The 22,267-nt window shown below is 53.2% G+C and carries 21 protein-coding genes; 5 read left to right on the top strand and 16 right to left on the bottom strand.

What is annotated here, in order from left to right; translation table 11 throughout:
- Window positions 1–2: 2 nt before the first annotated feature.
- Entirely contained in the window at window positions 3–473 is a 471-nt protein-coding gene (locus tag ACYVH9_RS05540; protein WP_460635301.1) for a nitrate reductase associated protein, read from the top strand.
- 136 nt (window positions 474–609) lie between these two features.
- On the opposite strand, the gene ACYVH9_RS05535 is transcribed toward ACYVH9_RS05540, so the two are convergent.
- Window positions 610–1,839 carry a PQQ-dependent sugar dehydrogenase gene (locus ACYVH9_RS05535; protein ID WP_460635300.1) on the bottom strand — a complete coding sequence of 410 codons (1,230 nt, stop codon included), beginning with the start codon at window positions 1,837–1,839 and terminating at the stop codon, window positions 610–612.
- Window positions 1,840–2,108: 269 nt separating this feature from the next.
- Here ACYVH9_RS05535 and ACYVH9_RS05530 point away from each other — a divergent pair, with 269 nt between their 5' ends.
- Together ACYVH9_RS05530 and ACYVH9_RS05525 are read left to right on the top strand one after the other, a co-directional pair.
- Window positions 2,109–2,486, top strand: a complete 378-nt coding sequence (locus tag ACYVH9_RS05530) for a response regulator (protein WP_460635299.1) — start codon at window positions 2,109–2,111, stop codon at window positions 2,484–2,486.
- Window positions 2,487–3,236: 750 nt separating this feature from the next.
- Window positions 3,237–3,509 (top strand): hypothetical protein, encoded by a 273-nt coding sequence (locus ACYVH9_RS05525; RefSeq protein WP_460635298.1) that lies wholly within the window; start codon window positions 3,237–3,239, stop codon window positions 3,507–3,509.
- 108 nt (window positions 3,510–3,617) lie between these two features.
- Here the strand turns inward: ACYVH9_RS05525 and ACYVH9_RS05520 are convergent, their stop codons facing one another.
- A complete protein-coding gene (locus tag ACYVH9_RS05520; RefSeq protein WP_460635297.1) occupies window positions 3,618–4,034 on the bottom strand; it encodes a response regulator in 417 nt (138 codons plus the stop codon).
- Between the two features lie 246 nt (window positions 4,035–4,280).
- On the opposite strand from ACYVH9_RS05520, the gene ACYVH9_RS05515 reads away from it, so the two are divergent.
- Window positions 4,281–6,293, top strand: coding sequence for a PAS domain-containing sensor histidine kinase (locus ACYVH9_RS05515; protein ID WP_460635296.1), 2,013 nt, complete (start codon window positions 4,281–4,283; stop codon window positions 6,291–6,293).
- Between the two features lie 30 nt (window positions 6,294–6,323).
- Here ACYVH9_RS05515 and ACYVH9_RS05510 read toward each other — a convergent pair whose 3' ends face one another.
- The 13 genes from ACYVH9_RS05510 to ACYVH9_RS05450 all read right to left on the bottom strand — a co-directional run bounded on the left by ACYVH9_RS05510 (window position 6,324) and on the right by ACYVH9_RS05450 (window position 20,112).
- Window positions 6,324–7,052: an esterase family protein gene (locus tag ACYVH9_RS05510; RefSeq protein ID WP_460635295.1), complete on the bottom strand. Its 729-nt coding sequence runs from the start codon at window positions 7,050–7,052 to the stop codon at window positions 6,324–6,326.
- A gap of 70 nt (window positions 7,053–7,122) precedes the next feature.
- A complete protein-coding gene (locus ACYVH9_RS05505) occupies window positions 7,123–7,716 on the bottom strand; it encodes an SGNH/GDSL hydrolase family protein (RefSeq protein ID WP_460635294.1) in 594 nt (197 codons plus the stop codon).
- 105 nt (window positions 7,717–7,821) lie between these two features.
- Window positions 7,822–9,561 carry a sensor histidine kinase gene (locus tag ACYVH9_RS05500; protein ID WP_460635293.1) on the bottom strand — a complete coding sequence of 580 codons (1,740 nt, stop codon included), beginning with the start codon at window positions 9,559–9,561 and terminating at the stop codon, window positions 7,822–7,824.
- Window positions 9,558–10,685, bottom strand: coding sequence for a sensor protein KdpD (locus tag ACYVH9_RS05495; protein WP_460635292.1), 1,128 nt, complete (start codon window positions 10,683–10,685; stop codon window positions 9,558–9,560). The genes ACYVH9_RS05500 and ACYVH9_RS05495 overlap by 4 nt, the downstream gene beginning before the upstream one ends.
- A 94-nt stretch (window positions 10,686–10,779) precedes the next feature.
- Window positions 10,780–11,913, bottom strand: a complete 1,134-nt coding sequence (locus ACYVH9_RS05490) for a porin (protein ID WP_460635291.1) — start codon at window positions 11,911–11,913, stop codon at window positions 10,780–10,782.
- 109 nt (window positions 11,914–12,022) lie between these two features.
- Window positions 12,023–12,586: a K(+)-transporting ATPase subunit C gene (locus ACYVH9_RS05485; RefSeq protein WP_460635290.1), complete on the bottom strand. Its 564-nt coding sequence runs from the start codon at window positions 12,584–12,586 to the stop codon at window positions 12,023–12,025.
- Between the two features lie 12 nt (window positions 12,587–12,598).
- On the bottom strand, window positions 12,599–14,668 hold the full coding sequence (gene kdpB, locus ACYVH9_RS05480; protein ID WP_460635289.1) for a potassium-transporting ATPase subunit KdpB: 2,070 nt from the start codon (window positions 14,666–14,668) through the stop codon (window positions 12,599–12,601).
- 12 nt (window positions 14,669–14,680) lie between these two features.
- Window positions 14,681–16,399: a potassium-transporting ATPase subunit KdpA gene (kdpA, locus tag ACYVH9_RS05475; RefSeq protein WP_460635288.1), complete on the bottom strand. Its 1,719-nt coding sequence runs from the start codon at window positions 16,397–16,399 to the stop codon at window positions 14,681–14,683.
- A gap of 11 nt (window positions 16,400–16,410) precedes the next feature.
- On the bottom strand, window positions 16,411–16,491 hold the full coding sequence (locus ACYVH9_RS05470) for a potassium-transporting ATPase subunit F (protein WP_134027275.1): 81 nt from the start codon (window positions 16,489–16,491) through the stop codon (window positions 16,411–16,413).
- Between the two features lie 388 nt (window positions 16,492–16,879).
- On the bottom strand, window positions 16,880–17,221 hold the full coding sequence (locus ACYVH9_RS05465) for an L-rhamnose mutarotase (RefSeq protein WP_460635287.1): 342 nt from the start codon (window positions 17,219–17,221) through the stop codon (window positions 16,880–16,882).
- A 92-nt stretch (window positions 17,222–17,313) separates the two neighbouring features.
- On the bottom strand, window positions 17,314–18,126 hold the full coding sequence (locus ACYVH9_RS05460; protein WP_460635286.1) for a TIM barrel protein: 813 nt from the start codon (window positions 18,124–18,126) through the stop codon (window positions 17,314–17,316).
- Complete coding sequence (locus tag ACYVH9_RS05455; protein ID WP_460635285.1) at window positions 18,123–19,163, bottom strand: zinc-binding alcohol dehydrogenase family protein; 1,041 nt, start codon at window positions 19,161–19,163, stop codon at window positions 18,123–18,125. Before ACYVH9_RS05455 ends, ACYVH9_RS05460 begins: the two co-directional genes overlap by 4 nt.
- A complete protein-coding gene (locus ACYVH9_RS05450) occupies window positions 19,156–20,112 on the bottom strand; it encodes an aldo/keto reductase (protein WP_460635284.1) in 957 nt (318 codons plus the stop codon). The genes ACYVH9_RS05455 and ACYVH9_RS05450 overlap by 8 nt, the downstream gene beginning before the upstream one ends.
- 685 nt (window positions 20,113–20,797) lie before the next feature.
- On the opposite strand from ACYVH9_RS05450, the gene ACYVH9_RS05445 reads away from it, so the two are divergent.
- Window positions 20,798–21,064 (top strand): hypothetical protein, encoded by a 267-nt coding sequence (locus ACYVH9_RS05445; RefSeq protein ID WP_460635283.1) that lies wholly within the window; start codon window positions 20,798–20,800, stop codon window positions 21,062–21,064.
- A gap of 112 nt (window positions 21,065–21,176) precedes the next feature.
- Here ACYVH9_RS05445 and ACYVH9_RS05440 read toward each other — a convergent pair whose 3' ends face one another.
- Window positions 21,177–22,253 carry an NAD(P)H-dependent flavin oxidoreductase gene (locus tag ACYVH9_RS05440; RefSeq protein ID WP_460635282.1) on the bottom strand — a complete coding sequence of 359 codons (1,077 nt, stop codon included), beginning with the start codon at window positions 22,251–22,253 and terminating at the stop codon, window positions 21,177–21,179.
- Window positions 22,254–22,267 lie beyond the last annotated feature (14 nt).

The raw sequence follows: 22,267 nt of genomic DNA, 5'->3' as shown, positions 1-22,267 counted from the left end.
CCATGAAAGCACACGCCCTCACGCCCGTTTATTTTCATTTTGAGAACGACTTTGTCGATTCGCTCCGCTGCATCCCGATGATCGTGCGGTACAAGCTCGACACCTGCGGCATCAAACTCAAATTGCCCCAATGGGTTAAATTCAGTGTTGCCGAAAAACGGGAGCTGGCCGCTCTCCCCTGTTTTACGTCCGCCGAAATTGCAGCCTATCGCCTGCGGGTCGGACAACTGGTCGAAACGTATTTTCAGCTAGCCGCCAGTGAACTGCCGACGGTCGATGCCAGCTGGGAAAACCTCCGGGAGGTGCCAGACGAAGTTCAGCAGAAAGCCCTGGAATGGAAATGCGCCCCAATCTTCCTCTCAGACTGGCTGAACCTGGATATGCTGCAACGGTTTGCGTTGGTCAAACTGAGTCGGTCGGGACACGAAGGGCGCAACTTCCCACGCGCACTGCGGGAGTTCGGGATCGGTTGACGACTTTCTAAGGCCCCCATCAATATTTCCCAAACGATCGGATTACACCCGTAACCTGTCATGAAAAGCATAAAAAGCCCGCGGTTCGATTGAGCCGCGGGCTTTTTATAACAGGCTGATCATGAACAATCAAGCTTTACTTTTTGCTCACCCGGTACACCACGCCGTTGTTATCATCCGTAAACAGCAACGAGCCGTCGGGCATGGTGGCAATACCAACCGGCCGACCAAATTGAGCACGGTTGTTGTCCACCAGAAATCCCGTCACAAAATCATCAACGCGCGCAGGCTTGCCATTCTCGAAATGAATCCGTACCACTTTGTAACCCGCAGGCTGCATACGGTTCCACGATCCGCGCATGGTAGCAAATGCATCGTGCTGATACTCCGCCGGAAAACCGCCAGCGGCCCCGGAACCGGTATAAAAGATCATACCCATCGGAGCCGCGTGCGCTTCATATGATAAGCTGGGCAAAGTAGTCTTGGCCAGAATCTGCGCGTACGTGGTGTCGCCCATGGGCCGGGGGTGCGGATTGTAATTTCCATCACCGTAAATATACGGCCAGCCGTAGAACGCCCCTTCTTTGATCTGGTTTAGTTCTTCCTTCTGCTGCTCGTCGCCCAGCCAGTCGATTCCGTGGTCAAGGCCCCAGAGTTCTTTTGTTTCCGGATGCCAGCCAAAACCGATGGTGTTACGCAAACCGCTCGCGTAAATTTTGCGATTCTTCCCATCAGCATCGGCCCGCAGAATCGTTGCGTGTTCGGCATTGGGTTCGGCGCAGGCATTACAGGTGCTGCCTACCGTGATGTACATGTACCCATCCGGCCCAAACGCAAGGGTGCGGTTGGGATGCTGGCCGCCGTCGGGCAAATCATTAATCAGTAGCTGGGGAGCGCCCAAGGTTCCATCTGAATTGATATCAGCGCGGTATAGTTCCTTGATCGTCACCAGATACATCTTATTGGCATGAATGGTGATACCGTGTACAGCTTTGAGCGAGGCCACCTCCTGATTCACATCCGCTTTTCCGTCGCCGTTCGTGTCGCGCAAGAGCCTTACTTTGCCTTCCTCGCGGCTGGTAACGTATACATCCCCTGATGAGCCAACCGCCAGCATTCGGGGTTTTACCAGTTGATCGGCAAACTTGGCAATGCCAAATCCTGCGGGAAGCTTCAATTGTGCCACCCGTTCGTTGGTAGCATCGACCAGCGCTGGTTCAAAAACATTGCCCTGAATACTGGCCGACGTCGGTTCTTTATTGGTTTCGGGTACTTTGGCATCAATGAGATGATCTTTTGTGCAGGAATTTAGAGAAGTTACACCAGCCAACCCCACAAGTAGGGACTTAATCCATAGATTTTTCATTTGCATAGAAAGAACATTCGTTCGTTTGAAGATCAGTCCTTACAACCGGGGCGCTCTATGAGTGTTTCGAAACGGGCCCGCTGATGAGGCAATGGTCCGCCGGGATTCGGTATTTCTTACCAAGTAATACCTGGAATTTATAGCACTACTCCGCAAAACAATTCCACTTAATTTACGTTTAATTCAGAAAACCGCCCACTTCTAGCAGCTTTGCACAGCATGAGGTCAGATCAATTTCGCCCAGGAATTGATGCAGTGGTCGAACGAAGATGAACAAAAAGCAAAAGATTCTGATTGTAGACGATGATGCTGCTTACAGGCAGTTGTTAACCCTTCAACTTACCCGGGCCGGCTATGAAGTTCTGATTGCCAACGATGGCCGGGAAGTACTGAACTGGCTTCGTTCGGAAAAGCGCCCGGATTTGCTTCTGTTGGATTTGTTGATGCCGCATTTCAGCGGATTGGAAGTTCTGGAAAGTCTGCGGGCCTCTTCCATCAAGCTGCCCGTTATCTTAATCTCCGGCGCTGATCTGCCAATTGCCAGACAGGGCGTTTCCCAGGCAGCGCCCGATGCGTTTCTGATGAAACCGTTTGCTATGCAGGATTTATTGGTTAAAATAGAAGGTCTGCTGGAGACGTATTCATAAGACGGAGTCAGGTCGGGGGTAGCCCCAATTTATACCTAGACTCGATTCCGTAAAAATACCTATCAAGATTTGTGCCATCTTGCAAAAACGCGTTCCGGCGACTGCTAAAAAAGGTAAAAACCCCCAGACTCTGTCGATCTCCAATCCGTCAGTCAAACTTTTTTTATATTTTTAAATTCAGGCCTTTTTTGATGATGCTTGTATTTTTTTTATTCTGCTGACCTCAGCTCACTTCTAAGAAACACGCTTCAAAGCTGAACAGATAACCAATTACAAACTACTGAAAATCAGCAATTACAAACGAACAACCCCTTTATCCGACCGCATTAATTCCGCCCATCAACTACTTACTTTTTTAGTACTACCCGGCTTCGGCTCAGAAGACAAAATCGATAAAATCTACGGCAAAGAACGGGGCTTTTTCAGAAATGGTAAAGCCTAAAAAAAGTATTGGACTGATTTTTGTAACCGATTTTAGCAATTAATTAATTTCCTTTTATCCTTGTACTTCCACCCCTTTATCAGACAAACCATTATTTATACTAATAGACAGTTAGTACCATTGTAATAACCAAAACGCCCGGTTTTTCGCCGGAACATTCATTTGATTGAAATTAAAAGTTTCCATCCAGACGTATCTGGAGCCTATCGTATAAATTGATACCCTATTAGCGAAGCGTAGATAGAATGTGATGGCAGGTTGCTTGGGTCAGTTAATTGAGTTGAAAACCTCTTTTTTAACCCTCCCATATGTTTAATAATATCAGAATTACCAGCACTACTCATTTACTGACCGGTTTTCGGTCAAGCACCTGCGAAATGTTCCTGACCCTGGCGGTGGAGGAATATTTTCAGCGCGAAATTTTCCCCCAGTTTAAAGGGGAAGTTCAGCAAGGTGTCCAGCGTCCAGTCGGCTCCCAGATTCAATATTACTGCTTTGACCTGATTGGCGAAAAAGAGAAAGCATTCCGGAAAGCGATCACGCAGGCGGGTCCGTTTCTCCAGGCCCAGTTGCAGGAATAAGCGCAACTTACGTTTGCGCACTCACCATCTCTACATGCTTTTTAATGAAAAAACCGTTACCTGATGTCGTAACGGTTTTTTCGTCTCCCTGTTTCCAACCTTAATTTCTTATATACAGCGCCCAAGAAGCCACTCTTTTCGAATTTTAAGTATTAACTGATTGTAGCCCTCCAGCATGGTCGGTTTGGTCACAAAGCCGTTGGCTCCCAGGCGCAAAGCCCGCTGCTGGTCTATCTGTTGATCCGACGTAGTCAGGATAACAATGGGCAAGGTATTTAATACGTTTTTTTGCCGGATCAGCTCCAGGGCTTCCATGCCTCCCATGTAGGGCATATTCAGGTCCAGTATCACCAAAGCGGGCAGCTTACGAGCCTGCTCCAGTGCCTCAATCAATTCAACGCCATTCGAGAGCAACTTGATCCGACACTCCGGACTATACAGCTGAAAAACCTGCTGTATAAGAAACTGATCATCTTCGTCGTCATCTACGATGAAAACGCACTCACACTCATTACACAATGGCATTCGTTAACTTTGTTATCGTTTATTGACACTAAACACAGAATGCCCGTGCTCTTCTTCATGCCCCCTTCAGGTGCCTGTATACACTAGCAAAGATACGGCGTTGATCTACTTTATTGTAACGCAAACCGCCAATTAAATTTTTTGAAAACCAGCGCCCTCCATAGCAACCAAGTATCTATTATATTTACTCGCCAATCGCTCCTGACAGAAGCTGTTCACGTTCCAGCATTGTCATGAAACTTGCCCATGAGCCAGCCCACTTCATCTGCCGAGAATGACATCGTTGCTGAAAACGAACGTCTCCGCTCGGCTTTACTGGCCGCCCACGTCGGCACCTGGGATTTAAATCTTTTGACCGGCCAGATTCAATATTCCAGCATCTGCAAAGAGCTCTTTGGTTTGCCGGCCGACCTCCCGGTAACGCCAGCACTTTTGCTGCAACAAGTCCATTCCGACGATCGGGAACGAGTAGCGCGGGCCAATGCCCAATCCGTTAGCCCCTTTAATACGGCTGACCATGACATTACCTTCCGAACCTTAAATCCGTCGGGAACCTTCCGGTGGGTTCACGCCAAAGGACAAACCATTCGCAACGAACAGGGGTTGGCGGTACGGTTTAGCGGTACGGTGCAGGACGTGACCCAAACGATGGTAGCGCAGCAGAAAATCGAGGAAAGTGAGCTCTTCTCCCAGAATGTATTTTTTAACTCACCAGTTGCCAAAGCGGTTTTTATCGGCGATCAGTTGATGATCCGAACCATTAATGAAAACATGCTGGCCATGTTTGATTGTGATGATTCGGTTGTTGGCCGACCCTTTGCCGAAGCAATCCCGGCCCTGGCCACGCCTTCGTTACTAGAACAACTCCGGCTGGTTCAGGCAACGGGCGAAACTTTTTATCAGCCCGAACAACCGATTCATTTTCGTCGAAACGAACAAGTATCTACTGGCTACTACAACTTTATCTGCAAGGCCCTTTACAACACCGCCGGTGAAATTTACGGCAGCATGGTTACCGCAACCGATGTTACCGGACAGGTAGCGGCCCGCCAGCAAACCGAATCGGCTCAGGCCACCTTGCTTCAGCTCACCCAACGATTAACCCTGGCGCTCGACGCCGGAAAACTGGGTTCGTATGATCTGGATTTGACCACCAACCGGATGGAGTGCACACCCCAATGCAAAGCCAACTTCGGACTGGGCCCGGAAGCTACGTTTCATTTTGAAGATTTGCTGCGCACGATTGTGGATGAAGACCGCCCGCTGGTCGAACAGGCGGTGGCTCAGGCTATCAATACCCACGGCATTTACCAGGCCGAATACCGGGTTATCTGGCCCGACGGCAGTCGGCACTGGATCAAGGCGTCGGGACTTCCCTCCTACTCGCCCACGGGCCAGCCCATCCGCATCATTGGCGTCACCCAGGAAATTACCACCGAACGGCAGTATAAGCAGGATCTGGAACAACAGGTCCGGGAACGCACCGAAGAGCTGGCCGCCCGAAACGAAGAACTGGCCGAAACCATCCGGGATTTGCAGCGATCCAACCAGAATCTGGAGCAGTTCGCTTACATTGCCAGTCATGACTTGCAGGAGCCTTTGCGTAAAATCCAGTCGTTTGGCACCATTTTGCAGGATCAATATGGCGGGCAACTGGGTCCGGTAGGCAAAGACATGATTGACCGGATGCAGGTTGCCAGCGGACGCATGTCGACCCTCATTCGCGATCTGCTCACGTTTTCCCGTATTTCGACCCGGCAGCAGGCTTCCCGACCCATCGCGCTCAACGACGTTGTTCAAAATTCACTGCTGGATTTGGAACTGGCCATTCAGGAAACCGGCGCTCAGATCCACGTAAGCCCGTTGCCAGTCCTACCCGGTGACTTTTCCCAACTCAGTCAGCTCTTTACCAACCTGTTGAGCAACGCCCTGAAATTCCGTCGCCCGGGTATAAACCCCGTTATCACCATCACCGCCCACCGCCTGCCGGCCAGCGCCCTGCCCCCATCCGTAAAACCCGCCCGGATGGCTGCGGTTTATCATTGCATCAACGTTTCAGACAACGGAATCGGTTTTGACGAAAAGTACCTCGACCGCATTTTTCAGATTTTTCAGCGGTTACACGGCCGGAGCGAATACGTGGGCACGGGCATTGGGCTGGCCATTTGCGAGAAAGTTACCCTCAACCACGGTGGAGCAATCACAGCCACCAGCCAACCCAATCAGGGGGCGACCTTTAGCCTCTACTTCCCCCAGTAAAACAGCGCTTTTGAAGGTCAGAACGGCCCTCTATAAATACACTTTTACCATTTGCTGCCAGTCGGCGGCCTGGTGAGCGCGGCCCTCCCAAACGTATAAATCGTGCGGAATCTGTTTTTCGGCCAAAGTTGCGCTCAACGCCTGGTTGTTTTCAAGAAACGGGTCTTCCCGCCCAATGGCGAGCAGAAAGTGCATCCGGCGAAGTAACCTCAACGTCTCGTCGTCGTGCAGATTGGGCAGAAAATGCGTGGGCGTATTGTAATAAATCGTTTCGTCGTAATACGAATCGAACAGCCCCCGGAAAAATTCAACCGGCGTCGACAGATCGTACCGACCGCTGAGTGCCACCACTTTACCAAACCACTCGGGATGACGCAGGGCAATATTTACGGCATGAAATGCCCCAAAACTGCACCCGAAGGCGATCATGTACGGCTGCGGGTTTTTCTGACGGGTGAAAGGCAGCACTTCTTCTAAAATGTAGCCTTCGTAGTGCAGGTGGCGCTGAACGCGCTCGTGCGGGGGAACCACTTTGCTGTACAGACTTTCGGCGTCGACGCTATCAACGCAAAAAAGTTGCAGGTTGCCGTTTTCCACCTTGTCCGCCAGAGACTCGACCAACCCAAAATCTTCGAAATCGTAAAACCGTCCCCGCCGGGTTGGAAACACCAGCACCCGCGCACCGGCATGGCCGAAAACCAACAGTTCCATATCCCGGTCCAGACGATTGCTAAACCACTTGTGGTATTCCCGCTGCATATAAACCCCGTTCTGTTGGCAATATGCACAGTTTTGAGGTACCGGAATAACGTCAGGCTTAAAGGATTTGTTAAAAAATCTCGGGGTGCTGCGTCAGGATCTGTTTCCAGAGCGCGTATCCCTTCGGGTTCAGATGCAATCCGTCCTGTTCAAACAATTCCCAGCGCGGATGGCCTTTGCTGTCGAGCATGGATGCAAAAACATCCACGTAACAACACCCGGGCAATTCACTTATTTTCTGACGAATCAAGTCGTTAGCGAGCCGAATGCGGTCAATAATGTGCCAACGGGCCGGACTCGGTTTGATGGAAACAAACGTAAAGGGTATGTCGGGTAAATGCTGCTGCATTTTGGTAATCAAGGCCCCGAAAAACAGAAAAACTTCCTCCGCTAACCGCCCATCGCCCAGATCGTTATCACCGGCATAAAAGATAAGTGCACGGGGTTTCGTCGGGAGCACCAGCCGTTCAAAAAACCAGTCGCAGGCCGCCAGCGTCGAGCCGCCAAAACCGATGTTCAACACCTGTCTATCCGGAAAATCCTGTGGCAGAGTTTCCCACAACCGGATGGTCGAACTGCCGTAAAAAACCGTGCGACCGGCCCGGTCGGTGGTCGCGTGAATCTTTTTTTCGAGTTGCTGAACTTCTTCCTCGTACCAGGTCATGCAGGGTAGGTAATGGTTCCGACAAAAATACGTAGCCGTAGAGTTTTGTCCGTGCTTTTCTTGCTGTTTACAGAACAATTATACCGCCAGCTATATATAAACTCGTTAGGCAACGGCCAGCCGGAAGTAGAAAGCGGCCCCCGGCTCCACATTGTCTTTCAGTCCGATTTCACCCCCCATCGACTGAATAAACTCTTTGGAAATGGCCAGTCCCAGACCCGTGCCACCCGACTGCCCACTGGGACCCGGCGCGCGAAAATACCGGTCGAAAACCCGGGAGCGGTGTTCCGGACGCAGGCCCGGGCCGTAATCCCGTACCATAAACTCTACCTCCTTCCCAACTTGTCGGGCCGTAATGTCTACCGTATTTTCTCCGGGACTGTGCCGCACGGCATTCGACAGCAGATTGACCAGCACCCAGGTTACCTTATCGGGATCGGCTTTGATGGCGGGCAAACCCTCCAGACCCGAAACCGCAAACCGGATGTGCCGCTGACCAGCCGCCACTTCCAGGGCCTTCGTCGCGTACTGCACCAAATCTGCGGGACTCACGGCCTTGATCGTCAGCTGAATCTGTCCGGATTCCACCTGCGCCATGTTCAGCAGTTCGCCGGTAATGTTCAGCAGCCGGTCGGCGTCGTGGCGGACGTGGTTGACCAGTTCCTTCTGTTCTTCGTTTAAGGCTCCGATTCGCTGGTCGTCCAGCAACTTCAAACTCATTTTGATGGCGGAAATGGGTGTTTTCAACTCGTGCGAAACCGTGGCGATGAAGTTCGTTTTGGCCAGATCGCGCTCCTGATACGCCGTGATGTTTTCCAGCACAATCACCCACCCGGCGGCCACCGGCTGCTCTTCGCCCGTGCGGGTCAGCGTCACCACGTGGGTCTGGCGGTTAAAGTAGCTTTCCTTACCTTCGTCGTAGATTTTCAGCAATTTACGATCAGTCTCCGGCTCCGTTTTCGCATCCGTCAGGTTCTGAAGCAGCGTCCGGAGTAAGTCGTTGGTCAGCGCCACATCCGGGGCATACCGCCCGACCAGTTCGGCTTCATCGGCCCCCAGCAACCGGCTGGCGACCGGATTGACAAACCGGATGTTCTTTTTCTCATCCAGACCGATAATGCCGTTGTCCATCAACTGAATGAGCGTGTCGATGCGTTTTTTCTCAAACAGCACGTCGGCCAGTTGCGTATGCTCGTACTCGTCCAGCTTGTGGGCCATCGAGTTGAACGCCCGTGCCAGTTCACCAAATTCGTCGTTCGACCGGAAATGCAGCCGTTCTTCAAAGTTGCGGCTGGCCACTTCCTGAATCCCGCGTGTCAGTTCGCGGAGCGGGTTGGCGATGTAACCGGGAAAGTTGATAATGAACGAAAAGAGTATCAGAAAACAAACCGTACCCGTCACCACCAGCCAGACTAGCGCATCGTTGGCTGTTTGTTCGGCCACGTTGTTTTTGCGAAACATGGCTTGCTGGTTGATATCGCCCAGCTGCAGCAGGTTCTGCCCGATGCGGGCCAGCGTCAGCGAGTCGTTGGGGTTTCCCGATCGAAGCCGGTCAAAATCCACCCGGATGGCCTCGGCCAGTGCCTCTTCGCCTTCTTCCGTCAGGTTTTTTTCCTGCTGGCGGAGTGCCTGATCAAAGCTTTTCAGAGCGTCCGGGTCGGTATTGCGCGTCAGCAACGCCTTCTGCATACGCCCCACAAACTGCAACGAGGTGTAATTGTCTTTCAGGATGGCCTGCGAATCGTCGGCCAATTGATTCAGGTAATACATTCCCGAGCCGCCCAGCAACAGCAGAACGGCAAACAGAAAGACCAGGGCCAGCGATATTTTTAACTTGATGGTCATGACAGAATTACTAAGTCAATGTCCGATTCCGATAACTTGTTCAGCAGCCGGTTGAAGGCGTTGGTCCGCCAGATTACCTGAAGCAGGTTAAAATGCGGTTTGCCGATGCAAACGGTCGTGATCTTGCGTTTCTCACATTCCTCAACCAGCGCGTTAAAGATACTCCGGTTTTTAACCTGAATCACTTCCGCGCCCAGTTCGGTAGCCAGTTTTAAGTTGTTGATCAAATGCCGCTGCACTTCCAGTTTGATGCGGTTGGGATCTTCGGCGGGCGTCTGCACGTACAGCACAAACCAGCGGGCCTGGTAGTAAGCCGCCAGCCGGGCGGTTTTGCGGATCAGCTTCCGACCCACAACGTAATTGCTGCTGATCGACGCCATCAGCCGTTCGTGTTTGAACTGCGTGTTGACCGGCAGCATCGTTTCGACCTTTCGCTCTACGGCCGTGGCCACTTCCTTGAGCGCCAGTTCGCGCAGTTGCAGAATTTTGTCGGCCTGAAAAAAATTGCGCAGGGCCATCTCGACCTTGGCGGACTCGTAGATTTTCCCTTCTTTCAGCCGCGTAATGAGTTCGTCGGCGGGCAAATCGATGTTCACCACCTCATCAGCCGCCTGCAACACCCGGTCGGGCACCCGCTCGCTTACTTCGATTCCCGTAATGTCGTGTACTTCTTCGTACAGGCTTTCAATGTGCTGGATATTGACCGCGCTGACCACGTTGATGCCCGCATCCAGAATATCGAGCACATCCTGCCAGCGCTTTTCGTTTTTGGAACCGGGAACGTTGGTGTGCGCCAGCTCATCAACAATCACCAGTTCAGGATGGCCGTTGAGAATGGCCTGTAAATCCATCTCTTCCAGTTCGCGTCCCCGGTAAAACAGCTTCCGGCGGGCAATGAGGGGCAATCCGTCGATCAGTGCGTGGGTTTCGGCCCGGTTGTGCGTTTCCACAAACCCGATTTTCACGTCGATACCGCCCCGCAGCAGCACGTGCGCTTCCTGCAACATCCGGTAGGTTTTGCCCACCCCCGCACTCATGCCGATGTAAATTTTGAACTTTCCCCGGCGCGACTCCTGGATGAGTCGGAGAAACTGCTCGGCTGATTGATCGCGACTGTTTTCCATGTTTGTTGGAGAGGTGAGAAGATAAGCACGAGAGTAAGGATTCTTAGCTAGCTGGATTCATCTTTTCTCTTTTGTCTATCTTCTTCGGTCTGCGTTAAAAACTGATTGCCAACGAGGTGGTCAGCGCATTGTTCGTCCGGCGGGCCGGGTCCGTTGCGGTTTCGGCGAAAATGGCGTCCTTGCTGCTGAATCCGCGGTATTCAATGCGCCAGACGGCCGAGGGGAAAATGGCGTAATCGTAGTTGATGGAGTAACCCCAGGTTTTGAAACCGTTGGTACTGCCGGTGCTGATGATCACGCCGTCTTTGTCATCATAGTATTCAACGCGTCCGGCAACATAGCTCCTTGAACTGGTGGCATACCGGGCAATGACCACCGGCGTGTACCAGACGTAACTTCCCGTGCCAAGGCGTTGTCCTCCGCGGGTCAGCGGTTTGCGGTCGGCCCCAATGTCGAAGCCCAGCGTGACGCCAAACTTGCCGGTGGGGTTGATGATGGCGTAGAAATTATTGTAAAACCGGGTTTGCTTCAGGGAATCCGGGCGGTCGGAACCCAGGAATGTGCTCCAGTTGAGCGTAAGGACAGAACCGGTTTTGTACTGCACCTGCGTACTCAGCGACGGTTTGGTGTAACCCGGCAGGCGGTTGATGCGCTGCCAGCCGTTGAGCACCGAACCCAGCAGCGTCCATTTGCCGTTGGGTGTGTTGTAAGTCAGCTTGGCCCCGGCCAGGTAATATGGCGAATTTTCGGCCACCAGGCTGCGGGTCAGCGTCCAGCAATCTTTCGAGATGGCGCTTTCAAAACCGATGTGAGAGGTAAAAACCCCGGCGTCCAGCCATAAATCACGGTTTTTGGAAAGTTTAACCCCAGCATTCGCTTCGTAAATAGTCCGCAGCAGCGGCTGTTCGGCGGCATAGTTGTATTGGGCGTACGTGCCCACCTGAATGGCCAGATTTGCCCGGACCCGTTCACCCGCGTAAGCCGCTTTGAGAAACGCCAGATTCACGTTGACTTCCCGGTTGCGCTTATGGTTGTAGAGAAATCCGGGGCGCTCCTGTGCGTTGGGCTGGTCAAAATCCTGCCCATAATAGAGCTCCGCATACCCCGAAAAGGTCAGTTTGGGAGCGGGCGCAGCCGTTGAATCCGTCGGTGATGTGGTTGATTGGGCCAATACGCTGCCCGCACTCAAGAGCAATCCTGTAAGGGTACTTACTAACTTTTTTTTCATGGTGATAAACGGCTTTTCGAGAAAGCCGCATTCTGGGTTGTATCTGAGTCGTACATGACATTTACGCCGTCATAAACTCACGACAAAAGACATACGCGGCAAACAAGGTTTATTTAACTTCATCCAGCGCGATGTTCAGCGCCAGAACATTCACTTTTTGCGGACCAAAAAGCCCCAGCAGTGGGCCGTCGGTGTGTTCATCAACCAGCTGATTCAGCCGACTGGCGGAAATACCCCGCATTTTGGCAATGCGGGCCACTTGAACTTTGGCCGCTGCGGGCGACAGATCCGGGTCAAGGCCCGAGCCGGAAGCCGTCACCAGTTCGGCCGGAATGTCGGCTTTCTGCACACCGGGGTTGTGTACCAGAAACGTGTCGATGCGCGCCTGAACGGTTTTCAGGTAGTCCGGGTTGCTCGGCCCTTTGTTCGAACCCGCCGAACCAGCCGCGTTGTAATCCACCGCCGAAGGGCGGCCGTTGAAATACCGGTCCTCCGTGAAGGCCTGACCGATCCGGGCGTAGCCGACTACTTTCCCGTTTACCGATACAGTTTCGCCCTGACCACCGCCCGGGGCCAGACGGGAAACGGCGGCAACGAGCAGGGGATAAATGACCGCTAATAAGACCAGCATCACGAGGGTCAGCCGAAGAGCGGGGGCAAGATGCGTTTTCATGATTTTGACGATTTATACAAAGAGTCCGACGACTAAATCCAGTAGTTTGATGCCAATAAAAGGGGCCAACAGCCCGCCAAACCCGTAGATGAACAGGTTCCGAAGCAGGAGCGCACTGGCCCCAATCGGTTTGTATTCCACCCCCCGCAAGGCCAGCGGAATCAGCAGCGGAATGATGACCGCGTTGAAAATGACCGCCGACAGGATGGCCGATTCGGGGCTGTGCAACCGCATGATGTTCAGGCTTTGCAGCGCCGGGATGGAGACCGTAAACAAGGCCGGAACGATGGCGAAATACTTCGCTACGTCGTTGGCAATTGAGAAGGTGGTCAGCGTACCGCGGGTGATCAGGAGTTGCTTCCCGATTTCGACCACTTCAATCAGCTTGGTCGGGTCATTATCCAGGTCCACCATGTTCCCGGCTTCTTTGGCCGCCTGCGTACCGCTGTTCATGGCCACGCCCACGTCGGCCTGCGCCAGCGCCGGGGCGTCGTTGGTGCCATCGCCCATCATGGCCACCAGCTTGCCACCAGTTTGCTCGTGGCGGATGTAGTTCATTTTATCCTCGGGTTTGGCCTCGGCAATAAAGTCGTCAACCCCGGCTTTCTGGGCGATAAACTTGGCCGTCAGTGGGTTGTCACCCGTGACCATGACGGTTTTGACGCCCATTTTCCGCAGCCGTTCGAAGCGTTCGGCAATGCCGGGTTTGATGATGTCCTGCAACTCAATGACGCCCATCACCTGCTCATTCTGGGCTACAATCAGGGGCGTTCCGCCGTTGGCGGCAATCCGCTGGGCCTGCTCCTCGGTTTCTTTCGGGAACCCGTTGCCCGCCCGCGTGACCAGGTTGCGGATGGAATCGGTGGCTCCTTTCCGAATCCGCAGCCGTTCGCTAATCGGTCCATTCTGCGGCAGGTCGATGCCCGACGAACGGGTTTCGGCCGTAAACTTGATCAGCGTGGCCCCCGCCGTGCTCAGGTTACGAGTTACCTCAGTTCCCGCTAATTCCACGATGGACTTGCCTTCCGGTGTTTCGTCGGCCAGCGAACTCAGGGCGCTCGACCGAATCATGTCGGTTTTTGAAATGCCCGGTGCGGGGTAAAACTGGGTGGCTTTCCGGTTGCCGATCGTGATGGTACCGGTTTTGTCCAGCAGCAGCGTGTCTACGTCGCCCGCCGTTTCGACGGCCCGGCCCGATTTGGCAATGACGTTGGCGCGCAGGGCGCGGTCCATCCCGGCAATCCCGATGGCCGATAAGAGTCCGCCGATGGTGGTCGGAATCAGGCAGACGAAGAGCGAAATCAGGGCTGCGATGGTGATGGGCGTGTTGGCGTAGTCGGCAAACGGTTTCAGCGCCACGCAGACGATGATGAAGATGAGCGTAAACCCGGCCAGCAGAATCGTCAGGGCAATTTCGTTCGGCGTTTTCTGGCGGGAGGCTCCTTCCACCAGCGCAATCATTTTGTCCAGAAACGACTCGCCCGGCTGGGTGGTCACCTGCACTTTGATTTTATCCGAAAGCACCTTGGTACCGCCCGTCACCGAGGATCGGTCGCCCCCGGCTTCGCGAATAACCGGCGCCGACTCCCCGGTAATAGCCGACTCGTCGATGGTGGCCAGACCTTCGATGATCTCGCCATCGGTCGGAATGATGTCGCCCGCTTCACAAACAAACACATCGCCTTTCACGAGTTGTGAAGAAGGAACGGTTTGGATCTCAGCCACTTTCATATTACCCACCGCGCGAATCACTTTGGCGGGTGTTTCCTGCCGGGTTTTGCGTAGCGATTCGGCCTGCGCCTTTCCGCGGGCTTCGGCAATGGCTTCGGCAAAGTTGGCAAACAAAACCGTCACGAGCAGAATGAGCGTAATAACCCCGTTATAGCCCAGCGTACCCTGCGATTGATCACCCGACAAGGCGATGTAAGCCGTTACCAGCACCATGACCAGCGTGCCGACTTCGACGGTGAACATAACCGGATTCTTGATCAGAACGGCCGGATTTAACTTCACGAATGACTCCCGGATGGCTTTTCCAACGAGCTCGCGCTGGAAGAGGGAGGTCTGTTTTGGCTGTGCCATTTTTATAATTTCTTAGTGTAAGCTGAAAAATTCCGCCAGCGGTCCCAGGGCCAACGCCGGAAAGAAGGAAAGAGCCGTGATGATGAAAATAACCGCGAAGATCATCAGGCCGAACGTCGGCGTATCGACCGGCAAAGTGCCCGCCGATTCCGGAACGTACTTCTTTTTGGCCAGCAAACCGGCAATTGCGACGGGGCCAATGATGGGGATAAACCGGCCCAGAATCAGGACAATGCCGGTGGCGTAATTCCAGAAAAAGTTGTTGTCACCCAGCCCTTCGAAACCCGAGCCGTTGTTGGCGTTGGCCGAGGTAAACTCGTAGAGAATTTCCGAAAAACCGTGAAAACCGGGATTATTCAGCCAGGCCAACGGTTTTACCGCCCAGCCGGTCGCATCACCGTAGTTTAAGAAAACCCAGGCCCCCAGCGCCGTACCGCCTTTCACCAGCAGGGCACTCAAAAGGGCCACGATGGACGCAATCTTGATTTCACGTGCTTCGACTTTTCGGCCAAACAGCTCGGGCGTGCGGCCCACCATCAAACCGGCCACAAAAACCGAGATGATCAGGAAGTAATAGAAGTTGAGCAGCCCCGCGCCGACCCCGCCGTAGAAGGCATTGACCATCATGCCCAGCAGTTGCATCGCCCCCGAAAGCGGCATCGAACTGTCGTGCATGCTGTTGACCGAACCCGTCGAGATGATCGTGGTAACAATGCTCCAGTACGAAGACGCCAGCGCCCCGAAACGCACTTCCTTGCCCTCCATTGCCCCCGACGCCTGCGCAATCCCCATCTGTGCAATGGCCGGGTTTCCGTTCAGTTCGGAAAAGATAGCGGGCACCAGCAGAAAAAGCATCCCGACGGTCATCACGCCGTAAACAATCCAGGCAAACCGCTTCCGGTTGATGTAGAAGCCCAATGCAAAGATCATGGCAATCGGAATAATCATCTGGGCTATCATTTCCACCATGTTGGTCAGGTAATTGGGGTTTTCCAGCGGGTGCGCCGAGTTGGCCCCGAAATACCCGCCCCCGTTGGTTCCCAGGTGCTTGATGGCCACAAAACCAGCCGCCGGACCGCGCGAAACCCCAACGGTATCGCCCTGCATCGTCACGATGGTGTCTTTGCCGTCGAACGAAGCCGGCGTTCCGTTGAAGGCCAGAATCAGGGCGACGATGATCGAACCGGGCAACAAGAGCCGGGTAATGGCACGGGTGAACAGCACGTAGAAGTTGCCGACGGTTTCGGTGCTTTGGGGCAGAAACGAGCGAAACAGCAGCACCGCAGCCGCCATACCGGTAGCCGCCGAAACAAACATCAGGAAGGTCATGACGGCTACCTGCGTCAGATACGTCGCGCCCGACTCGCCCGAGTAGTGCTGCAAGTCGCAGTTGACCAGGAAGCTGATCGCCGTGTTGAATGCCAGATCCGGGGTTTGCGAGGGGTTGCCGTCAGGGTTGAGCGGCAGACTGCCCTGGGTTAGCAGCAGCACAAAGGCGTAAACGAGCCAGACGGCGTTGATCGTCAGCAGGGCCACCAGATTTTCCTTCCAGTGCATGTCCCGGCTGGAGTCGATGCCGCCCAACCGGTAAATCAGTCGCTCCAGCGGAGCCATGAAGTCGAACACATTCGGTTCGCCCTTGAAAACTTTTGCAAGATACTTGCCGAGTGGGATGGCCAGCAGGACGGTGAGTCCGTACATAGCCATGACGCCAATCCATTCCGTATTCATAGTGGATTATCTTAAAATTTTTCCGGTTTAATCAGCACGTACAGCATGTAGGCGAAAACCAGCAGTGCAATGCAGAAAATAATTGTAATCATGAGCGTATGAATTAGATTTTCTCAAACCAGTCGATGGTTTTGTAAAAAATGGCAAAGCAGAGAAAGGCTGAAACAATGAGGATAAGAAGCGTTTCCATTTTTGAATTGATTGGTGATGCTTCTACATTGGCAAAAAGAACTCCGGCTTTAACCCATACGAATTAATCACCTTACAATCAGCATTATACCTGAAAAATAAATTACAAACGCCAACGGAAGCTTAGCGAAACCCTACCAAAATGGCACGATATTTTTCCAAAATGGAAGAGTAGCTATTTTACGATCAGACGAATAGAACGCTGGAAGCCAGGCTTCTTCGCTCCGATTAATAGCATAAAAAAGCCACCCCGTGGGGTGGCAGTAAAACAGCAAGATTGAAAAGAGTTGGTTACTTTTCAAACTGAAAGATTTGATCCATCAGCACCCATTTTTCGCCCTCTTTAGCCCATGGGAGCGGTTGCTGAAATTTCCACATCAGTTCCTCCCATTTTTGCACGTGCGGATTGTCTGCATCCAAAACCGCCTTCTTCTCAAATGTAAAATCGTCGTCCGTTTCCAGAATCATCACCATCCGGTTGCCGGTGCGGTAAATTTGCAGATCCAGAATACCAGCGGCCAAATCGTTTGCCCGGACTTCCGGCCAGCCGCTGCCGGGTGCGTGCCACTGTTCGTATTCGGCTATCAAATCGGGGTCATCTTTCAGGTCGAGAGCCAGACAAAATCGTTGCATGGATTTTATGGTTTGGGGTTTACGGTTTGGGTTTACGGTGGCTCCGCTTGCTACAGACGAATGCGTCAGCCACGGTAAACCAAAACCGAATATTATCTGAAATACTTCTTAAACGACTCGATCGTCTGTTGAGCAGCCTGGTCGGGATCGGGCCACGGAAACGCTTCTGCCGAAACATATCCCTGATAATCGATTTCTTTTAACGCCTTAGCAATGTCTTCCAGTGGCGTGTGGCCGAAACCAACGGGCCGCCGGTTGCTATCGGCAAAATGCACGTGACCGATGTAGGAACCCGCCAACCGAATGCTTTCGGCCAGCGACGTTTCTTCTATGTTCATGTGGAACAGATCGGCCAACAATTTAACGTATTGATTATCCAGTGATTTCAGCAGATCTACCCCGTCTTCAAGCCGGTTGACCAAGTTCGTTTCGTAGCGATTCAGCGGCTCATAGATCAATGTAACGCCCTGATCGCCCGCCTGTTTACCCAGAATATTCAGTCCTTCTGCCAGCCATTGCAATGCCTGTTCGCGCTCCACACCGGCTGCTACATTCCCCTGCATGGAACCGATGATAGCCGGGGCTCCGTATCCGGCCCCAAACTCAATCATATCCGCAATGAACGCTACCGCTTTCGATCGCACCTGCTCATCCGGGTCGGTCAGGGTTAAACCGTGGATCACTTTCCCGGCTCCAGTGCCAACGGCGGCAATTTTCACACCGAACTGCTCGCTCAAAGCCGCCAGCCGGTCGGGGGCCACGGCGTCTGCCGAAGCCGTAAACAATTCGACAGCATCGAAGCCGAGCGAAGCCGCTTTGGCCATGCTTGTTTCCAGGTCACTCCAGTAAATCCAGGGACCCATTTTTAGTTCGGGCACTAAGGCAATGGTAACGGCGGATTTCATACGGCAGAACTGTTATCAAAATCAACCATAATTTTCGTAATCGGACCGGGATTTTCCGACCATTCAGCTAGGGCCTTTCCCGCTTCGTCCAGCGAAACCACCCGGCTCACCACCGCATCGACGGGAAATTGGCCAGCCTCCAGGTAGCTGATTACATCCGGAAAATCACCCAGACAATTGCGGGAGCCCAGAATTTCGATTTCTTTCCGAACAAACGTTCCGGTGCTGTAATCCACCGGTTTTTTGGCGTAACCGATGTATACCACCCGGCCCGTATAAGCCACCTCCTCCACGGCCGCCCGGTAAGTTGCCGGATTGCCCACGGCTTCGATGATTACGTCCGGCCCGTCGCCATCGGTGATTTCCATCAATGCTTCGTGCAAATCGACTTTGGTAGTGTTGATGGTGTGGGCTGCGCCCGCCAGCCGGGCAATCCGCATTTTGGCATCGTCAATGTCAACAGCAATCACTTCGGCACCCCGGTGAACAGAAGCAGCAATGGCCCCCATGCCCACAATTCCGCAGCCAATAACGGCCACTTTTTCGCCAGCTGCCACCCGACCCCGTGCAGCCGCGTGAAAGCCGACCGTCAGCGGCTCGACCAGCGCCAGTTCGCGCGTTGACAGCTTCGACGATGCATGCAGTTTTTGCCAGGGAACAGTGATATACCGGGTCATTGCACCCGGTCGCCGAACTCCCATCGTTTTGTTGTCCTGGCAGGCATTCGGGCGCCCTTTCCGGCACGAAACGCAATGACCGCAGTTCAGATACGGATTCAGCGTGACCTTGGTGCCCGGCTGAAACTCCGCCGGCACCTGATTGCCCACTTCCCGAATCGTAGCGCCTACTTCGTGGCCCAGTACGTTGGGGTATTCCTGTAATTCGAATAACCCGCGAAAACCGTTCAAATCCCCCCCGCAAAAACCGACCATGTTGATTTCCAGCAGGACTTCGTCCGGTTTTGGCGACGGTATATCAATCTCGCGAACTTCGGTTTTTCCGGGTTCGACCAGCACCAGGGCGCGTTGTTTAGTCATGATGTAAAGTCGGCTTAGGAATGTTGTTTTCCGGTTTTCCTTCAAACCACAGCTGGTTTTTGACCGGGGCGACCAGCGTTTCAATCCGTTGCAGCAATTCGTCAGGAAGGTGAATATCGAGCGCCCGAACGTTTTGTTCCAGGCGGTTTTGCTCGGAAATGCCCACAATCGTGGTGGCAATGACGGGATGGCTCACCGCATATTTTAACGCCACATCGCTCAGTTCCAAACCGTATTCGCGGCATAGTTTCAGTAGTTTCGGCTGCATGTCTTTCACAGCCTGGGGGGAACTTTGCCAGACCGGTATCGGGGCATCCGACAGAATGCGCTGCATCAGGGGAGCGGCATTCAAGAGCCCAAATCCTTTTTCCTGCGCTAGTGGTACCAGTTCGTCGTTAATTTCGTCGGCCAGCAGGGTGTAATGCCCCCACGATAAAACCGTATCGACCTCCACCTCCCGGGCAACCTTTGCCAGATACCGCACCGGCAAACCCGAAAAACCCACGTAACGCGCCTTACCCATTTCCTTGATTTTCAGAGCGGCCGGAATGGCTTCGTTCACCACCTGATCGTGCTCACCGAACTCGATGTCGTGTACGGTGAGCAAATCCACGTAATCGGTTTGCAGGCGCTCCAGCGATTCGTCAATGCTACGCAGAATACGGTCGTGCGAAAAATCAAATACGCCGTTGCCGTACCGCCCGCACTTGGTCGCCAGGTAAATGGAATTTCGTTTGCTTTTCAGGGCTTTCCCTAACCGGGCTTCGGCCAGCGTATCACCATAAAACGGGGCTACATCGAAGAAATTAATTCCGTGATCAATGGCCGCGTGAACAGCCCGGCGCCCTTCTCCTTCGTCCGTTTCATCGAACACATTGCCCAGGGGCGATGCTCCAAAACTCAGGAGCGAAACCGTCAGGTCGGTTTTTCCTAATTTGCGATACTGCATCAGTTCTTCTCAAAAATCAAAACCGGCCACTTCCCTGCCTCTGCGAGGCCAGCCGGCTGTTTTCTGGTAAGCACTTTCTCGCCTTTTTCTACTAGTCTGTTTCGCCAAGGCTGCCGTACCGTCTAACCCAAACCGTTCATGAACGTATCTTACCTGCCCCCTGCCGCCAGTTCCCCTTGGGAAGCAAAGCGTTCCCTTATTTCAGCCGACCCGTTGTTGCCCATCTGAGTCTTAGAATGGAACGGTTATCGGCAGATAAACCATGATCCCGCGGGAGCAATTCACTCCACGCCCGGACCGGTTTTCGCGCGGTTAAGCCGGACGTTTTCTCGGTAATCAATCCGAAAAAATCACCAAGTAAAAATACCGAACTCGGGCGTTTTGGCCTGGTTTTTGCTGTTTTATGCCCATACCCGCATGGGTAGGACAGAATTAGCTAACAGCCCGGCCACTCGAGTCGGGTTTTGTTTTTTTAGGAGATGACAAAAGAAACAAACAAGCATTCGTCACTCATTCCGCTTTTTTATCCTCCTCAAATGCCCTTCATTTCGAATGGATTGGTATAAAATTTGCGAGGCAATTAGCAAAGCATTTGTCGGACGATACTCCCTTTACAACCCATACTCACGTACGTATTTTTGGATATCAGAGGCTGCGAGGTGTTTTTCATTTAAAACTTGTATGTATGACTAACTTATTCAGTAAAACGCGAGAAACCGTCATAGCCGGCCAATTCAAAGGGCAAGCCACGGTTTTTTCAGTGACTCCCACGACACGCTTTGAAAGAAGATGCCACATTCTTTATGAGTCGTACAGCCGCCTGATTGAAGATGGAGAAAAGCTACTGGCAGCCGATGTGCTGACGATCATGAAGGCCGTACTTGATGATGAGATAAGGGCGTTACATGCCCCGTCCATCAATGCGAATAAATCCGTTACGGAGAATTTCTGACTCTATTTGCTTACCACCTGCCAACCGCCTTTTACGATTATCACCGAAGCAAGGCGTTCCGGATTCCTGCTTCGGTGATTTATAGTGATATGCTGTGCGTCCGAACCGATTTTTACGAACGAAAACGAGCTAAGGTCCGCAGGGTTTCGTCGGCCAGCTGCCGGGTTAGTTCACCCGCCGGAAGTGCGCGACTCAGGCGGGCGGCCTGCCCTGCCCACAGGGAGGTAAAATCAGCGGAACCGTTCACCTCCACTTTGGCCCGAAGCGGTACCAGCGCCCCGCCAGCCAGCGGAAACTCCGGCGCAGCGTCCGACAACGGCCCTACTTCCCGCACCAACCGATTGACAATACCACGGGCCGGACGGCCGGTAAACACGTTTGTAATGGCCGTATTGTTGTCTTTGGCCGCCCCTAAAGCGGATCGATACAACGCGGAAATTTCGGCCTCCGGGCAAAACAGATACGCCGTCCCCAACTGAACCGCCGACGCACCAAGAACCAACGCAGCGGCAATACCGCGCGCATCAGCAATGCCACCAGCCGCGATTACCGGTATGGTTACCGCATCAACCACCTGCGGTACCAGTGCCATCGTTCCGACTTGTGTCGCCGTCTCCTTGTTCAGAAAAATACCACGGTGACCGCCCGCTTCGGCTCCCTGCGCAATCACCGCATCACAACCATGTTCCTCAAGCCAAACGGCTTCGTCCACCGACGTTGCCGACGACAAAACCATTGCGCCACTGGCCTTCACCCGTGCGAGCAATGCTGGCTCCGGCAACCCAAAATGAAAACTGACCACTTCGGGCCGCAGCTCTTCTACCAGTTCGCACAATACGCTGTCAAAAGGTGCCCGACTGGAGGTTGGAATGGGCGTCTGCGGATCAATTCCCAACTCCGTATAATAGCCCGCCAGCCGGTTTCGCCAACGGCTTTCACGCTCCGGATCAACCGGAGGGAGTTGGTGACAGAAAAAGTTAAGATTGACCGGTTTCGTCGTTTGTTGCCGGATGCGTTCGTACTCGTTCCGAATCTGCTCCGGGCTCAGCAAAGCACAGGGTAGTGAACCCAGTCCACCCGCTTCCGAAACGGCCACCGCCATTGTCGATAAAACTGACCCGGCCATCGGTGCCTGAATAAGGGGCAACTCGATGCCGAACAACGTCTGAATTCGCTTATCCGGCCACATCATTGGTTCGTACG

This window comes from Larkinella harenae (assembly GCF_054780515.1).
This window is presented reverse-complemented; position numbering and strand designations above follow the sequence as displayed.

Coding starts and splice junctions, on each gene's coding strand:
- ACYVH9_RS05460 (WP_460635286.1), bottom strand. CDS start 18,126: ATGAAATCCGCCGTTACCATTGCCTTAGTGCCCGAACTAAAAATGGGT.
- ACYVH9_RS05530 (WP_460635299.1), top strand. CDS start 2,109: ATGAACAAAAAGCAAAAGATTCTGATTGTAGACGATGATGCTGCTTAC.
- ACYVH9_RS05470 (WP_134027275.1), bottom strand. CDS start 16,491: ATGATTACAATTATTTTCTGCATTGCACTGCTGGTTTTCGCCTACATG.
- ACYVH9_RS05525 (WP_460635298.1), top strand. CDS start 3,237: ATGTTTAATAATATCAGAATTACCAGCACTACTCATTTACTGACCGGT.
- ACYVH9_RS05450 (WP_460635284.1), bottom strand. CDS start 20,112: ATGCAGTATCGCAAATTAGGAAAAACCGACCTGACGGTTTCGCTCCTG.
- ACYVH9_RS05515 (WP_460635296.1), top strand. CDS start 4,281: ATGAGCCAGCCCACTTCATCTGCCGAGAATGACATCGTTGCTGAAAAC.
- kdpB (WP_460635289.1), bottom strand. CDS start 14,668: ATGGCACAGCCAAAACAGACCTCCCTCTTCCAGCGCGAGCTCGTTGGA.
- ACYVH9_RS05500 (WP_460635293.1), bottom strand. CDS start 9,561: ATGACCATCAAGTTAAAAATATCGCTGGCCCTGGTCTTTCTGTTTGCC.
- ACYVH9_RS05495 (WP_460635292.1), bottom strand. CDS start 10,685: ATGGAAAACAGTCGCGATCAATCAGCCGAGCAGTTTCTCCGACTCATC.
- ACYVH9_RS05490 (WP_460635291.1), bottom strand. CDS start 11,913: ATGAAAAAAAAGTTAGTAAGTACCCTTACAGGATTGCTCTTGAGTGCG.
- ACYVH9_RS05540 (WP_460635301.1), top strand. CDS start 3: ATGAAAGCACACGCCCTCACGCCCGTTTATTTTCATTTTGAGAACGAC.
- ACYVH9_RS05485 (WP_460635290.1), bottom strand. CDS start 12,586: ATGAAAACGCATCTTGCCCCCGCTCTTCGGCTGACCCTCGTGATGCTG.
- ACYVH9_RS05455 (WP_460635285.1), bottom strand. CDS start 19,163: ATGACTAAACAACGCGCCCTGGTGCTGGTCGAACCCGGAAAAACCGAA.
- ACYVH9_RS05440 (WP_460635282.1), bottom strand. CDS start 22,253: ATGTGGCCGGATAAGCGAATTCAGACGTTGTTCGGCATCGAGTTGCCC.
- ACYVH9_RS05445 (WP_460635283.1), top strand. CDS start 20,798: ATGACTAACTTATTCAGTAAAACGCGAGAAACCGTCATAGCCGGCCAA.
- kdpA (WP_460635288.1), bottom strand. CDS start 16,399: ATGAATACGGAATGGATTGGCGTCATGGCTATGTACGGACTCACCGTC.
- ACYVH9_RS05520 (WP_460635297.1), bottom strand. CDS start 4,034: ATGCCATTGTGTAATGAGTGTGAGTGCGTTTTCATCGTAGATGACGAC.
- ACYVH9_RS05505 (WP_460635294.1), bottom strand. CDS start 7,716: ATGACCTGGTACGAGGAAGAAGTTCAGCAACTCGAAAAAAAGATTCAC.
- ACYVH9_RS05510 (WP_460635295.1), bottom strand. CDS start 7,052: ATGCAGCGGGAATACCACAAGTGGTTTAGCAATCGTCTGGACCGGGAT.
- ACYVH9_RS05465 (WP_460635287.1), bottom strand. CDS start 17,221: ATGCAACGATTTTGTCTGGCTCTCGACCTGAAAGATGACCCCGATTTG.
- ACYVH9_RS05535 (WP_460635300.1), bottom strand. CDS start 1,839: ATGAAAAATCTATGGATTAAGTCCCTACTTGTGGGGTTGGCTGGTGTA.